Annotated in this window: 16 protein-coding genes; 3 read left to right on the forward strand and 13 right to left on the reverse strand. The window is 57.4% G+C overall.

The genetic code is table 11. The features are described from left to right. Positions 1-6 precede the first annotated feature (6 nt). Together AC0V6O_RS09710 and AC0V6O_RS09715 are read right to left on the reverse strand one after the other, a co-directional pair. On the reverse strand, positions 7-1,935 hold the full coding sequence (locus tag AC0V6O_RS09710; protein WP_486143570.1) for a hypothetical protein: 1,929 nt from the start codon (positions 1,933-1,935) through the stop codon (positions 7-9). Continuing rightward, positions 1,935-2,120 (reverse strand): hypothetical protein, encoded by a 186-nt coding sequence (locus AC0V6O_RS09715; protein ID WP_486143572.1) that lies wholly within the window; start codon positions 2,118-2,120, stop codon positions 1,935-1,937. The genes AC0V6O_RS09710 and AC0V6O_RS09715 overlap by 1 nt, the downstream gene beginning before the upstream one ends. Positions 2,121-2,158: 38 nt before the next feature. Between AC0V6O_RS09715 and AC0V6O_RS09720 the strand changes: the two genes are divergently transcribed. The 3 genes from AC0V6O_RS09720 to AC0V6O_RS09730 are packed head-to-tail and all read left to right on the forward strand — an operon-like array spanning position 2,159 to position 4,625. Beyond that, positions 2,159-2,737, forward strand: coding sequence for a shikimate kinase (locus AC0V6O_RS09720; RefSeq protein ID WP_486143574.1), 579 nt, complete (start codon positions 2,159-2,161; stop codon positions 2,735-2,737). Next, positions 2,728-3,858 (forward strand): 3-dehydroquinate synthase, encoded by a 1,131-nt coding sequence (gene aroB / locus AC0V6O_RS09725; RefSeq protein ID WP_486143576.1) that lies wholly within the window; start codon positions 2,728-2,730, stop codon positions 3,856-3,858. The genes AC0V6O_RS09720 and aroB overlap by 10 nt, the downstream gene beginning before the upstream one ends. Then, the gene (locus AC0V6O_RS09730; RefSeq protein ID WP_486143578.1) at positions 3,855-4,625 is read left to right on the forward strand and encodes a cyclase family protein; all 771 of its coding nucleotides are present in this window, start codon (positions 3,855-3,857) and stop codon (positions 4,623-4,625) included. Before aroB ends, AC0V6O_RS09730 begins: the two co-directional genes overlap by 4 nt. A 16-nt stretch (positions 4,626-4,641) precedes the next feature. On the opposite strand, the gene AC0V6O_RS09735 is transcribed toward AC0V6O_RS09730, so the two are convergent. From AC0V6O_RS09735 to AC0V6O_RS09785, 11 genes are all read right to left on the reverse strand, one after another. Next, on the reverse strand, positions 4,642-4,914 hold the full coding sequence (locus tag AC0V6O_RS09735; RefSeq protein WP_472639070.1) for a hypothetical protein: 273 nt from the start codon (positions 4,912-4,914) through the stop codon (positions 4,642-4,644). Positions 4,915-5,146: 232 nt separating this feature from the next. Beyond that, entirely contained in the window at positions 5,147-7,165 is a 2,019-nt protein-coding gene (locus AC0V6O_RS09740) for an ATP-binding protein (RefSeq protein WP_486143581.1), read from the reverse strand. Between the two features lie 81 nt (positions 7,166-7,246). Continuing rightward, entirely contained in the window at positions 7,247-7,864 is a 618-nt protein-coding gene (locus tag AC0V6O_RS09745) for a lysozyme inhibitor LprI family protein (protein ID WP_486143583.1), read from the reverse strand. Positions 7,865-7,913: 49 nt separating this feature from the next. Then, positions 7,914-8,702, reverse strand: a complete 789-nt coding sequence (locus tag AC0V6O_RS09750) for a heme-dependent oxidative N-demethylase family protein (protein ID WP_486143585.1) — start codon at positions 8,700-8,702, stop codon at positions 7,914-7,916. Then, a complete protein-coding gene (locus AC0V6O_RS09755) occupies positions 8,699-9,232 on the reverse strand; it encodes a lysozyme inhibitor LprI family protein (protein ID WP_486143587.1) in 534 nt (177 codons plus the stop codon). The genes AC0V6O_RS09750 and AC0V6O_RS09755 overlap by 4 nt, the downstream gene beginning before the upstream one ends. Next, on the reverse strand, positions 9,229-10,239 hold the full coding sequence (gene bioB / locus AC0V6O_RS09760; RefSeq protein ID WP_486143589.1) for a biotin synthase BioB: 1,011 nt from the start codon (positions 10,237-10,239) through the stop codon (positions 9,229-9,231). The genes AC0V6O_RS09755 and bioB overlap by 4 nt, the downstream gene beginning before the upstream one ends. Further along, positions 10,240-10,644: a lysozyme inhibitor LprI family protein gene (locus tag AC0V6O_RS09765; protein ID WP_486143591.1), complete on the reverse strand. Its 405-nt coding sequence runs from the start codon at positions 10,642-10,644 to the stop codon at positions 10,240-10,242. Between the two features lie 74 nt (positions 10,645-10,718). Further along, positions 10,719-11,126, reverse strand: a complete 408-nt coding sequence (locus AC0V6O_RS09770) for a hypothetical protein (protein ID WP_486143593.1) — start codon at positions 11,124-11,126, stop codon at positions 10,719-10,721. A gap of 23 nt (positions 11,127-11,149) precedes the next feature. Further along, entirely contained in the window at positions 11,150-11,575 is a 426-nt protein-coding gene (locus AC0V6O_RS09775; RefSeq protein ID WP_486143595.1) for a hypothetical protein, read from the reverse strand. Beyond that, positions 11,572-13,725 (reverse strand): methylmalonyl-CoA mutase, encoded by a 2,154-nt coding sequence (gene scpA / locus AC0V6O_RS09780; protein WP_486143597.1) that lies wholly within the window; start codon positions 13,723-13,725, stop codon positions 11,572-11,574. Before scpA ends, AC0V6O_RS09775 begins: the two co-directional genes overlap by 4 nt. Next, complete coding sequence (locus AC0V6O_RS09785; protein ID WP_486143599.1) at positions 13,625-14,602, reverse strand: enoyl-CoA hydratase-related protein; 978 nt, start codon at positions 14,600-14,602, stop codon at positions 13,625-13,627. Before AC0V6O_RS09785 ends, scpA begins: the two co-directional genes overlap by 101 nt. Between the last annotated feature and the right edge of the window lie 60 nt (positions 14,603-14,662).

The raw sequence follows: 14,662 nt of genomic DNA on the forward strand, positions 1-14,662 counted from the left end.
TCGGCCTCAGCCGCGCGCCACCGCCTCCGCAGCGATCATACGCGCCTCTGCGTCAAGCCCTGCTGCGTTCAGCGCAGAGACAATATGATAGAGATGGCGCGGCGTCATTTGTTCCCAGCTTGAACCTTGCATCCCTAGCCCCGCGAGCAAGGAAACGAGAGCCTGATTCTCCACCTCACCAGCGCTAGCAATTAGGCGAGCCCATTTGCTCTGTCGGTTTAGGTCGAGGCTCAGCTCATCTTCATAGTCCGACTGATCAGCACTGCTGATCCGGCCAAGACCAGCAAGGCCGGCGATGAGAAACTGCGATTTGCGCTGTTGAGCGCTTGTATCATTGCCAACAAATTCGCCCAAATCATCGGACGAAGCTGGCACGCCGCGTTCTGCCTGTGACAGCACGATCAACGCCCAGCCGAGGCTTCCGCCGGGCACCACTTCGGCCCAGGCGAGCGCATCACGGTCCAACCCTGCGGCCAGCATAGATGCAATCAACCCGCCCGATTGATCAGCCAAGCTGCTGCTCGCGGGCATACGGGCGGCCGCATAAGCAGTCATGACGTAGCCGCTATAATCCGTAATCGCGCCGCCATCGGATGGCTCACCCCAGATCGTTTGCATCGCCGCCAAGCGCGCAGACGGATCGCCGCCCACATAGGCCTCACGCAGGCGTGTTGCGGTATCTGCGGCCTGGCCAGTGATGTTGTCGTCGGCGTAAATCTGACTGTAGAGACCAACCATAGCCGAGGCGGACAGAATGCCTTCACTGCTGGCGCGAGCGGCATATTTCGCCCGCTCCCCCAACGGAACCATTGGCCCGGTTGCCGCTGCGCGCTGATAATACGCGCCCGATTGCTCGATCAGAGCCTCTGGCACGGCCTCCCCAACTGCATTGGCCAAGGCAAAACGCCATGGGTTGAGGTCTTCCACCCCTTCCCAATCCACATCGACCGCCCTTCGGCCGCTCCCCGCTGCGCCAGCATATCGGCGTGCCAGCAGGATATCGATTTCCGGCGCGATGGAATTGTCGAGAGCACGGTCAAGCTGCGATCCCGCAAGAGCGCTTTCACCCGCATAAGCGTTGCAGATCGCCTGCCACATGACCCAGCGCGGATCTTCCCGCTCTGACCCCTGCAAGCGCACGGCTGGACACGCACCAACGAAGTCCGATGTGGCGACATAAGATTGCAAGGCCGCCGTCGTGAGCGGAGTGTTCCAATTTCCGGTGTCGACATCCTGCACCAAAGCGCGGGCCGCCGCGAACTCGCCCAAGCGATTGAGCAAGCCAGCACGCAAGGCAGCAAATTCGACCGGATTCATGCCGTCCGGCGCCTGGAGCCGACTCACCGCAGCGCGGCGCAGCAAAATATGGCCCCAGCGCGAGACCAATTGTCCTTTGGTCCCATCAATCGCTGCGCGCACCAGTCCGGCTGGCTGATTGGCCAGCGACGCGGTGGGCAAACCGCCTTCTTCTTCGTTCAGCACACCAACCCGCGTTAGAGTGCGACGAGCAGCAGGCGGAATATCATAACGCGGCTTCAACCCAAGCAGATCGTCTAGCTCGTCGGTCGACATGCCCTCCAGTTCCGCAACAGTCGGCAAATCACCTAGCGCGTCGCTCGAAATGCTTGGCACAGGCGGCAAGTCGCCGCCTCCGGGCAGTGGCGGCGGCGCGACCGGGCCAGAAGGCACTGGGCCGCTAGGTACGCCTGGACTTACACCAGCGGGCGGCGGTGGTGGAGGCGGAGGAGGTGGTGGTGGTGGAGCCGGATCGTCGAACCCTGGCGGAAGCAGCGATTCAGGCGCATCCTGCGCCCCTGCGTAGCCGGCGGCCAACGCTCCCGTCAGAACAGCCGCGCCCATTGCCGCAGCGACAACACGCGTGCGCTTGCCAACGGCATGCGCTGGAACACCACGCGTAATCTTCAAACCATGCATCACTGCGCCTCCGGCACATCAATTTCTTGCACAATCGGATGCAGCGGTTCCTCACCGCCATCAACCCAGGCAAGCACTATCACCGCAATTATCACCGCTATCAAATACCATTTCCAGCGCCCGCCGCCACCGGGGCGACCTACCGGTTTCTCCATAGGTCTAATCGTGCCATGTGTGCGAGCCATATTGCACGCGCCCTACCCCATCTATAGGCCATGCGGCAATGACTGAGCAGCCCATTACAAACCACGATGATTTTGCAGCCGCGATTGCGCGCATAAAACGCGAGAGCACGCGCCCGATTGTGCTGGTCGGATTGATGGGTGTTGGCAAATCCACAGTCGGACGAAGGCTTGCCAGCATGCTGTCGCGCGATTTCGTCGACGCCGATGATGCGATCGAAGAGGCAGCGCAGCGGAAAATCTCGGAAATTTTTGACGAGTTTGGCGAGGCTTACTTTCGCGATGGAGAGCGGCGGGTGATTGCGAGACTGATGGAGGAACACTCTGGCGTAATCGCAACCGGCGGCGGGGCCTTCGTCGATGATGACACCCGCGCGCTGATCTTGGACAAAGCAATCGCGGTCTGGATCGATTGCGATATCGACACTCTGGTGGCACGCACATCGCGGCGCAACACGCGGCCCTTGCTGCGCACGGGAGACCCAAAGGAAATTCTGACGCGCCTTTATAATGAGCGCGAACCCTTCTACTCGCAGGCCCAAATCCAGGTCCAAAGCATGGACGGCCCGCATAGCGACGTGGCCCACCGCATTATCGAGGCAATAGACCAATGCATGTAATTCCAGTCGAGCTGGGCGGGCGCAGTTATGACGTAACGATTGAGGCTGGTTTGCTGCACGATTTTGCCGTCAAAGCTCGTGACTTCTACGAAAACTACCATCCCCGAAACGGCCTCATCCCTCGGAAAGTGCCATTCGTTGCTGATAGCGTGACACACCGATTGTTCAGCGAAGTAATTGAGCAGAGCCTAAATAGCGAACACTACGATGCAGATTGGTTCATCGTCGAACCAGGCGAAGGCGCAAAGTCTTGGGGCGTCCTAGAAAAACTGACCGATTGGCTGCTCGAGCTTGGCATAGAGCGCGGAGACAATGTGTTTGCGCTCGGCGGCGGAGTTATCGGTGACCTCACTGGCTTTGCCTGCTCGGTGCTGAAGCGCGGATGCGGCTTTGTGCAAATTCCCACCACCCTGCTTGCTCAGGTCGACAGCTCGGTCGGCGGCAAAACCGCCATCAACACAGGCGCAGGAAAGAACCTGATCGGGGCTTTTCATCAGCCCAATGCAGTTCTGATCGACCCCGAAACACTCGCCACCTTGCCGCCGCGCGAGATGGGCGCAGGCTATGCCGAGGTGCTGAAATACGGCCTCCTCGGTGATGCAGAATTCTTTGACTGGCTGGAGGCGAATGGGGCCAAGGTGATCGCCCGCGAGCCAGAGGCCCTTACCCATGCCATCGCCACTAGTATCCGAGCCAAGGCGCGCATCGTCGCCGAGGACGAACGTGAGCTGTCCGGCAGGCGCGCGCTGCTCAATCTTGGCCACACTTTTGGCCATGCGCTGGAGGCGGAAACCGGCTTTTCACAAAAACTACTCCACGGCGAAGGCGTCGCGCTAGGCATGGTTTTGGCCGCCCGATATTCCGCGCGGAGAGGCCATTTCACCATGCAGGATGCAGACCGCGCTAAACGGGCGTTGGTGAATGCCGGACTTCGGTCAGAAATCAGCGAACTCGGTCTGTCATGTGGCGGAGCAAAACTCGTCGACCACATGCGGCATGACAAGAAAATGGCTGGAGGCACTCTGCCATTCCTATTGCTCAATGCGATTGGCGACGCGTTTGTCGCGCGCGATGTCGACCTGACCGATGTCGCTGTGTTCCTGGATGAGCAGCTTGCATGACACAATTTATCGATCTCTCGATCCCGATCACCAATGATGTGATTTCCGACCCTGAGGTCATGCGACCTAAGATCCAGTACACGACGCATGAGAGCACCTGGGAACAGATCGCGATGTTCTTCCCTGGCCTCGAAAAATCGGATCTGCCCGATGGCGAAGGCTGGGCGGTCGAGATGCTGGAACTGTCGACGCATAACGGCACGCATATGGATGCGCCATGGCATTACCACTCAACCACGAATGAGGGTGCCATCCCTGCTCCAAGCATCGACGACGCACCGCTAGATCGGTTTTTGCGTCCGGGCGTGAAGCTTGATTTTTCATACCTGCCACATGGGCACGTTGTGAGCGCCGCCGAATTGGAAGAGGCGTTCGCCAAGATTGAATACGAGCTTCAGCCGCTCGATATTGTGCTGATCCAATCAGGCGCAGTGTATGGCACTGACAACTTTACCGATCAGGGCGTCGGACTGGGCGCGGAGGCCACTTTGTGGCTCACCCAGCGCGGCGTTGAAGTGGTCGGCACGGATGCCTGGAGCTGGGATGCGCCGTTCAGTCACACAGCCAGGCGCTGGGCCGAGAGCCGGGATCCCTCGATCATTTGGGAAGGCCATAAGGCTGGCCGCATCCGGCCATATTACCAGATTGAAAAGCTCACGAACTTAAAGTCGCTGCCATCGCACGGCTTCACCTTTAGCTGCTTCCCAGTGAAGATTGAACGAGCGAGCGCGGGGTGGATCCGCGCAGTCGCAATTATCGATGATTAAGCGAGACTGGCTCTGGTCAGCCCCGCGTAGGCAGTTTTGAGACTTTATCTGGTAGGCCTTCAAGCGCAGCTTTGATCCGCTCTTGCTCGATCAGCATGGCATCATGCTCCGTAAACAGCCGCTCAATATCCGCGCGCCGTTTCAGCAGTGTGTGCGCAATCCCTGGAGCCAAGCTCTCGCCATCGCCAATTTGCCCAAGCAAAGCGGCCAAGTCACTACATGTCGCCTCATCCGGCGAACGAAAGTAGTGACCTTTGCTATCAAAAAATCCTGTGCCTTGCTTTGCCATTTCGACCCCTCGAATGGCCCCGCCGATTCGGGACGAGATAAAAGCTTGCCACTAATATTCCAATTGGCCAGCAAATTCGAAAGATTGTCGTGTTCCGACAAGTGCTGCGTCCGAAATTGGTACAGTTAAACCAGACTTGTTTTATAAAAATGGAATAATCTTGCGTAGGAAAGCAAAAGAGGCAGTAAGTTTCCTAAAATGCAACACCCCGATTGTGTAAAGCGATCACGCTTTATTCAAGCTCAAGAATCACTGCATCCACTGCCAAGCTTTCGCCTTCAGCCGCATTGACCTTCGCAATTGTGCCTTCTTTTTCAGCGCGCAGGATGTTTTCCATCTTCATCGCTTCAACTGTGGCCAGTGGTTGTCCGGGTTGTACTTCGTCGCCCTCGCCTACATGCAGTTTCACGAGCAGCCCAGGCATTGGGCAGATCAGCATTTTCGACAGATCAGGCGGGATCTTTTCGATCATGTGTTCAGCCAACGGGGCAATTTTCGCCGGTAGAACCAACGCATCATGCGATGCTCCGCGTGTCGTGATCCGCCAGCGTACGCCGCTGCGCTCGATCTGGATGCCGATTTCATTCTCGCCGGTAACCTCGGCAGAGCGCATGCCCACTTCCCAGTCCCACGTGCCGCGAACTGCGATACCATCAACGGTTGCACCGCCTTCTTCCAGCAGCACATCAAACGAGCGATCGCCAATTTTCACCGACCAGTCTGAGGGCGGATTGGGTAGTGGCGCCATTTGTCCAGAAATCTGCTGAGCACGGACACGTTCGGTGAACTCAGCCCCGGCAAACAGCGCGGCAAGCTGGCGCATGAGCGCATCATCAGCCGGCGCACCGGTAAATCCATCGGGATATTCCTCCGCAATGAAGCCGGTGGTTAACTCGCCCGAGCGGAACCGACCATGCTGCATAATCGCGCTTAGAAAATCGACATTGTGCCCCAACCCCTTGAGCCGGAAATTGTCGAGTGCTTTGATCTGCTTATCTGCCGCCTCATCGCGCGTCTCGCCCCATGTGATCAGCTTGGCGATCATTGGGTCATAAAACATCGAAACCTCGCCGCCTTCATAGACACCGTCATCGACCCGCACGCCGTCAACGCCGCGGCGGCCATTGGCACTGCCATCATCAGTCCACCCGGCAAGTGGGGGTTGATATTCGACCAACCGCCCCGTGCTGGGCAGGAACCCGCGATAGGGGTCTTCGGCATAGACCCGGTTCTCAATCGACCAGCCTTCAATGCCGATGTCATCCTGCGTCATCGCCAACTCCTCGCCAGCGGCAACGCGGATCATCTGTTCAACCAGGTCAACGCCCGTAATCGCTTCTGTGACCGGATGCTCGACCTGCAAGCGGGTGTTCATTTCGAGGAAATAGAAGCTCTCACCGGTCGGGTCCGCTCCGCTCACGATCAGTTCAACTGTACCTGCTGAGTGGTAATCTACCGCGCGCGACAGCGCGACGCATTGCTCGCCCATCGCTTTACGCATTTTCGGCGTAACGAATGGCGACGGCGCTTCTTCCACAACCTTTTGATGACGGCGTTGAATGCTGCACTCACGCTCGTTCAGATAGAGGATATTGCCGTGCTTATCGCCCAATATCTGGATTTCGATATGCCGCGGGTTCTCAATGAATTTCTCGATGAAGACGCGGTCATCACCGAAGGAGTTGAGCCCTTCACGCTTGGTGGCTTCAAACCCCTCTCGCACGTCCTTTTCAGACCATGCGAGGCGCATGCCCTTGCCGCCGCCGCCAGCGCTGGCCTTCATCATCACCGGATAAGTGATCTCATTGGCGATACGCACGGCATGCTCAGTGTCTTCGATCTCGCCGACAAAGCCAGGGACCACATTAACACCCGCTTCCATCGCCAGCTTCTTCGATTCGATCTTATCGCCCATCGCTGCGATCGCCCCAGCTGGCGGGCCGATAAAGGCGATGTTCTCTGCAGCGAGCGCCTCAACAAAGCTCGCTCGCTCAGACAAAAAGCCATAGCCGGGATGCACCGCCTCTGCTCCCGTCTCCTTGCACGCAGCGATGATCTTTTCCGGGATCAAATAGCTTTCCGCCGCCGGAGCAGGCCCAATATGGACCGCCTCATCCGCCATTTTTACAAATGGCGCGCGCGCATCCGCATCGGAATAGACGGCAACCGTCGCAATACCCATCCGGCGCGCAGTCTTGATAACTCGGCAAGCGATTTCACCGCGATTGGCAATCAGGATCTTGGAAAACAAATTAGGCCCCCGGGCGTGAACAATAATGACAGGCGCTATGCCGTCTTGTGCCGCGCCAAGCAAGACGGCGGCGGTGTTGTCTTATGCAGGTTCCTCTGCAAGCGAGCGCAATTCCTGTGTTCGCGCTTCGGTAAGGCTGGTCTTACAAGTCGACACTAGCAGCGGCTCCAGCGAGCCACCGCGCACCGCATATCCCTCCACCCGGCAATGCGCATCGCGATATTTCAGCCAAGCGCGCTGAGATGCGAGCAAGCTATTGAAATACCCGGGGCGCTCATCCCATTCGGACTTCCAGCTTTCATCGCGCGATTTCATCACGGTTGAGGTAATCGCCCATTGCTCGTTGAGCTGTTTATCGGCGGCAAGAAAGTCATTGAGCGCGCAGATATTCATCTCTTGCTGAATGCCTTGGTCGGCCTTTTCTTGGTCGCAAGCTGGGACGTAATCAGCCTGGAGCAGCATTAAGAGAGCTTCGATCATGTTCAGGCCGTAAACTCGTACACCACGCGTTCGAGGCGTCTCAATGGCGCAGCTATCGCTTCGAAAGTCACGCAGGCAAGGCTGACCGCCTTTCCAAGTGGCTTTCGAAGTGAGAGCAAAATCATTGAGGCGTCCCGGCGGGATTTGGCCCAAATGGCCCATTCCTGCGTCAGAAAGTCTTGAAAGATTGCCATATTCCTGCGTCTTTCTTCCTTGCACTGGGCCATTTTGCCTCCAACCTCGAACGTGTGGTGTACAAGTTTACGGCCTAATCCTTTCGCGCGGCGAATGCGCTGAGGCTTGCTGCATAATGCTGGGCGCCCCGGCGGTCACCCTCATTTGTCGTCAAGGTCTGAGCCGCCACCGCAAGTCGAGCGATATTGGCGTTGCTCAGCGCCCCAAGCGGCTCAACATAAATGCCAATGGTGAACAGGATCACGCCGGTTTTCGGCAGTCTACGCAGTGTCTGCCGCTCTGATCGGACAAACAAGGTTTCACCCGCATTGTTCGGCGTAACATGGGCAAAAGCAATTGACGCGGGATTGTCCGCGAGCCAGCGTTTTTCACCCGTCGGCGCGATAAACCAATTGCATCGGCCATAAATTTGGCCTGGCTGGAGCTTCGACATAAAGTGATCGACGCCGCTGGCCAATTGCTCTTCATAGCCAGCAATCGGCGCATGCAGCACGCGTAAAGGCAGCCCCATTTTGTCGGCTGGACGCCAATCGCTCGGCCACGCCACCGCCGTTCCGATCAAGCGATAATACTCCTCACCATCAAACCGGGTGAGCAGGCACATATCCTCATGATGTGCCATTGCGGCCTCGATCAGGCCGCCTTTGATGCCCAGTATTTCGGCCAGTTCTTCTCCCGGCTCCAAGGCCTTTGCGGTGAGCTGAGCGCCTTCTGGAAATTCCGCAAAGCCTTGACGCCGCGCAGCTATATCAGGGTTTGGTTGAAGCCAGTTTTCTTCGGATAGTTTGCTAAGGCCCATCTTGAGTTGCCCGCCGCCGCGTGCCTTGGGCAGAAGCTCATCGACGGAGAAGCCGAGGGTCAAAAGGCGAAACGATCGCTCTTGAGTTGCTGCTTAAGAAACTCAGTCCGCGTTTCAATCAATTCAATTTCGCATTCAATATAAAACATGTGCCGACCGGAACCTTGGCCAGCAAAGGCAACTATGGTGTCCCAATCACACTGTCGATCCTTGAGCTCTGCCCACGCGGCCTGCATTTTATCAAAGGAGTCGGTGAAATCCGACAGACCATACGCCGTGGTCAGCATTCGCTCAGGGTCATTAGGATCATCGCGCGCACCCATATCCAGACCTTCTTGTCTGGTAGCTTCGCGGACCAGCTTCACCGTCTCTTCAAGTTCAGCTGTCGCCGCTTCCAAGTCTTCTAGCAAACACGCGGTCAACGCATGGTCGTTGCCCTTTCTGTCACACTTTTCAAACGGCCATTCTTCTTGTTCGCTGCCCTGCAAAGACACGGCTGCCTCAGTCTCTTCAATGACCAAACTAGACGGGCTGTCAGCGGGGGCGGAACAACCGGCGACCAGTATTGCAAGAACGAGAGTAAAGCGTTTCACTCGGCAGGCTTCGCTACCTTACAGGCGCGCGCAGGCTCCTCTTGCTGGAGCGCAGTCAGTCCCAGCTTCGCAAACAGCGCCCCATCGCTGTCATCACCCGCATTGGGTGCGGTCAGCAGCTTGTCTCCGGTAAAGATCGAATTCGCGCCCGCGAGGAAGCACAGAGCCTGCGTCGCCTCGCTCATGCTTTCGCGCCCAGCGGACAGCCGCACCATGCTCATCGGCATCGTAATCCGAGCGACCGCAACGGTGCGGACGAACTCAATATAGTCGATCTTCGCAAGCGGCGTGTCCGCCAGCATATCGCCCAGAACTGTGCCCTTTACCGGGACCAGCGCATTTACTGGCACGCTCTCAGGATGGGCCTCCAAAGTCGCCAGCGTGTGGACGAAGCCCACGCGATCTTCGCGCGTTTCGCCCATGCCGACGATCCCACCAGAGCAAACATTGATCCCGGCATTGCGGACATGATCCAGCGTCTCAATCCGCTCATCAAAGCCGCGCGTGCTGATCACTCGCTCGTAATATTCCGGACTGCTGTCGATGTTGTGATTGTAATAATCGAGGCCCGCCTCGGCCAGCATATCGGCCTGTTTCGGGGTCAGCATGCCCAGCGTCATGCAGGTTTCAAGACCCATCTCACGCACGCCTTTCACGATCTCGACAATCGCGGGCATGTCGCGGTCTTTGGGATTGCGCCAGGCGGCGCCCATGCAGAAACGCTGGCTGCCGTGATCCTTGGCCTGAGCCGCCGATTGCAGCACAGCCTGCACATCCATCAGCTTGGTCGCCTCTACCCCGCTGTTCGCATGCACCGACTGGCTGCAATAGCCGCAATCTTCCGGACAGCCGCCAGTCTTGATCGACAGCAAAGTGCACAGTTGCACCTGTTCTGGCGGATGGTTTTTACGGTGAACGCTTGCCGCTTGGAACAACAGCTCAGTAAATGGCAGGTCGAACAGGTTCGCGATCTCTTCGCGGGTCCAGTCGGTGCGTATCAGGGTCACTTATCTTACCTCACGGGTATAGGTTTGGAGCTGCGCAGTGCGCGCTTCGGTTATTGCAATCATGCAGCCATTTTTGATCTGCGGCCATTCGGCAGAGCTGCCCTGTTGTGGGCCAGCCATCGCTGCGCAGTGGGCTTCGCGAAAGCGCGTCCATTGTTCTTGCGCTGCGGTCAATAGGCTTAAATCGGTGATTGCAATATCAATCTTGCCGCGCCGCCTGTCGTTCGAAACTGCCTGAGCAGCGGCATCACCGAAAGCGTTTTCGAGGTTTTCTTCCGCTTCGCCCAAATCGAAAAAAGAGCATGCATTGAGAGCCTCCTGAACGCCCGCCTGCGCAGCCTCTCGGTCGCAATCATTCGCCCCGATAAGGCCAGTGGTGCTGGCCCAAAGTGCAATCCAAATCATCGATGCAATTCCATATACTTTGTTTTGTGCAAGAGAATGCAACTCTCACCCGCGCATCTTGCTGCTAACTCTGGTTATCGCGAGTGTGTGTGTATTGGAAGGTATTCCCCTTCCCAATCGTATACATAAAAATTTCCGTCTTCTAGGTTTTTTTGAAGATAGAAAACACCTCGCGCATCGCGCACTGGCCCTTGAGCACGCCCGCACAAATAGATCACATTGTCGGTCTTGTGGTAAGTTTTGTAGGTGGAGCCTTTGTCGGTTTCGATGCTCCCAAAGTGCCATGTTTCTTCTGCGATTACATCTTTGTCAAATTCGTCTGGTCGCGTGATTGTGAAATTGCTCTCGACCCGCAACATTCCCTCAACTTTGATCCGCTTTTTCCGTTCTCGCTCAAAATAGCGCGCCGCTTTCTCTGAGCCCTCTTGCGTACAGGCCGAAACGGGTTGCGTGGGCATCGCGAGGGATGCAGCGATCAACATGCAGAGGCTTATCGCTGGTCTATTCACTCAGCCGCTTCTCTAGATTGCTTATTCTTGAGAGCTTCTGGCGTGGCCAAATATTCGCCTTCCCACAACCGCATCTCGTGGCGTTTGTCGGTTCGCTTGCGCGATATCCAAAATACGCCCGTAGCATCATGTGGTGGGGTAAATTGCAAGCCGCATTGAGCCCACACATCCATGTAATGCAGCCACACTTTCCGTGTATTTCCGCGCTTAGTAGTTATCGTCCCGCGGATGAGAAACGGCTCCCCATAGGCCGCGGGTTCAATCGGTTCATAAATGCGGAACGTGCCCTTGACGCGCATCAAGCCCGGTTCGGCAATGACTTCCTTGCGGATTTCAGAAGGGCTTGAGGACATTGTGCAGGCCCACAGCGGCTGGGCTGTGAGCAGAGCGCCCAAGGCTAGAAAGGCCGTAGCAGCATTCACTCTGCCGCCTCCTCCAACCCCTCACCCAATGGCGGCATATTGTGGCCAAGCAGCGTCAGAATATCTGCTGCGCATTCGACCACATTTGAGCCGGGGCCGTAAATACCCTGCACGCCCGCTTCACGCAGGAAGTCGTAATCCTGCGGCGGGATCACCCCGCCAGCGGTCACTTTGATATCGGCCCGACCGGCCTCTTTCAGCAGGTTGATGAGTTCCGGGATCAACGTCTTGTGCCCTGCAGCAAGTGAACTCGCCCCGATCACATCAACGTCATGCTCCAGCGCCATATCGCGCGCCTCTGGCGGGGTTTGAAACAGCGGGCCGCTGATCACTTCGAACCCCATGTCATTAAAGGCGGATGCGATCACATTGGCCCCGCGATCGTGCCCGTCCTGCCCCATCTTCGCAACCATGATGCGCGGTTTACGGCCAAGGCGTCGTTCAACCGCCGACACTCCGTCCGTCACCTGCGCCCAGCGTTGGTCAAACTCATAGGCGCTGGCATAAACGCCGCTGACCGGCTTTGGTGTCGCATCGTGGCGACCAAACACTTGCTCCATAGCGGATGAAATCTCACCAAGTGTCGCATCGTGCCGAGCGGCTTCGACAGCAAGCCCCAGCACGTTGCCACCCGATGCGCAGCCTTCGGTAAGAGCTTTTAGCGCAGCCTGACAAGCGGTTTCATCCCGGCCAGCGCGCACCTGTTTCAGGCGTTCGATTTGCCCGGCTCGCACTTTCTGGTTGTCGATGTCGAGCGTTTCGATCTGCTGCTCTTCAGCCTGTCTGTATTTATTCACCCCGACAATGACGGTTTCACCCTTGTCGATGCCGGTCTGTTTCTCCGCCGCTGCGCGTTCAATCGCGGCCTTCGGTGCGCCGGTATCAACATAGGCGGTCATACCGCCCGCTTCGTCCACTTCGGCGATCAACTTTTCCGCTTCGTCAACCAGGGTCGCGGTCAGCGCCTCGATGTAATGCGAGCCGCCCAGCGGATCGACGACATTGGTGATCCCGCTTTCTTCTTGCAGGACGAGTTGAGTGTTGCGTGCGATGCGGGCGGAGAAATCGGTCGGCAACGCAATCGCTTCATCCAGCGCATTGGTGTGCAGGCTTTGCGTCCCACCCAGCGTAGCGGCCATCGCCTCAACAGTGGTGCGGATCACATTGTTGTACGGGTCTTGCTCTTGCAGGGATACGCCAGATGTCTGGCAATGCGTGCGCAGCATTTTGGAGCGTTCAGACTTCGCGCCCAGATCGTCCATGGTGCGATACCACAGGGTCCGCGCCGCGCGCAATTTCGCGATCTCCATAAAGAAGTTCATGCCAATACCGAAGAAGAACGACAGCCGCCCGGCAAACGCATCGACATCAAGGCCAGTCGCCATCGCGCGTTTCACATATTCCTTGCCGTCGGCGATTGTGAAGGCGAGCTCTTGCACCGCCGTCGCGCCCGCCTCATGCATGTGATAGCCGGAAATCGAAATGCTGTTGAATTTCGGCATATTGGCGCTGGTGTAGCCAATGATGTCCGACACGATCCGCATGCTCGGCTCGGGCGGATAGATGTAGGTATTGCGGACCATGAACTCTTTCAGGATGTCGTTCTGAATGGTCCCTGAGAGCTTATCCTGGCTCACGCCCTGACGCTCTCCTGCGACGATATAGAACGCCATCACCGGGATCACCGCGCCGTTCATCGTCATGGAGACCGACATGGTGTCGAGCGGGATCTGGTCGAACAGCACCTGCATGTCCGCAACCGTATCAATCGCGACGCCGGCCTTACCAACATCGCCAACGACGCGAGCATGGTCGCTGTCATAACCGCGGTGGGTCGCAAGATCGAAAGCCACCGACAGGCCCTTTTGGCCCGCCGCCAGATTGCGCCGGTAAAACGCATTCGATTCCTCGGCGGTGGAGAAGCCAGCATATTGCCGAATGGTCCAAGGACGCCCGGCATACATACTGGCCTTTACCCCGCGCGTGAACGGCGCGAAGCCCGGCAGGCCGGGATCGAAATCGGCATGATCTTCGCCGGTGTAAAGCGGCTTAATCGCAAAGCCCTCTGGCGTTTCCCACGTAAGATCGCGGCCCTTGGACTCTTTGTCCGCAAGCGCTTTCCAATCTTCGGTTGTTGGTTTGTTGGTCATACTCAATTCCGTCATGCTGAACTCGTTTCAGCATAACAATGTGCCTACAGTGAGGGTTATCCTGAAACAAGTTCAGGATGACGTGGAGAGGGTTACGCCCCTTAAATTCGGCCTTGCGCTTTTCGAGGAAAGCCATGCCGCCCTCTTTCGCGTCTTCACTGGCTCCGGCAATGCGCTGAGCCTCGGCCTCTTGGACAAACACCTGTTGGACTGTGCCATCAAGCGCCAGATTGAGGTTCTCTTTGATCATGCGGATCGCTTGAGTCGGCCCATTGGCGAGCTTTTCTGCCAAGGTGCGCGCTTCGCTCATCAGTTGATCCGGCTCCACAGCCTTATAGACTAGACCCCATTCTTCCGCCTGCTCACCGCCGATTTTTTCACCCAGCATCATCATGCGCGTCGCGCGAGCGCGGCCAATCGCGCGGGACAGGAGCCAGGTCGAACCGCCGTCAGGCACCAGGCCGATATTGACGAAAGCCTGAAGGAAGTAAGCGGACTTGCTGGCGATGGTAAAATCCGCTGCCAAAGCAAGCGAACAGCCGACGCCAGCCGCCGGACCGTTGACCGCACAGATCACTGGCACAGGCGCGCGCAGCACTTGGCTGATCGCGGGATTATAGTGGTTTTGCAGCGCCTTGTGGCTGCCGCCCTTAAGGTCCGCCTCGCTGCGATCGCCGCGTGCGGAAAGGTCTGCGCCAGAGCAAAAGCCCTTACCTTCACCCGTGATTAGCACCGCACGAGCATCGCCCAGATCGTAGAACACATCGCAAATCTCATCGGCCATTTGCGGCGGCATCGCGTTGAGCCGATCTGGCCGATTGAGCGTGACCGTCAGCAATGGGCCATCACGAGTCACGAGGATTGTTTCGTAGGTCATATCGCTGCTCTCTCCGATTTTCCGTCATGCTGAACTTGTTTCAGCATAACGCGTTGTTCT

This window comes from Erythrobacter sp. JB2-19 (assembly GCF_057365005.1).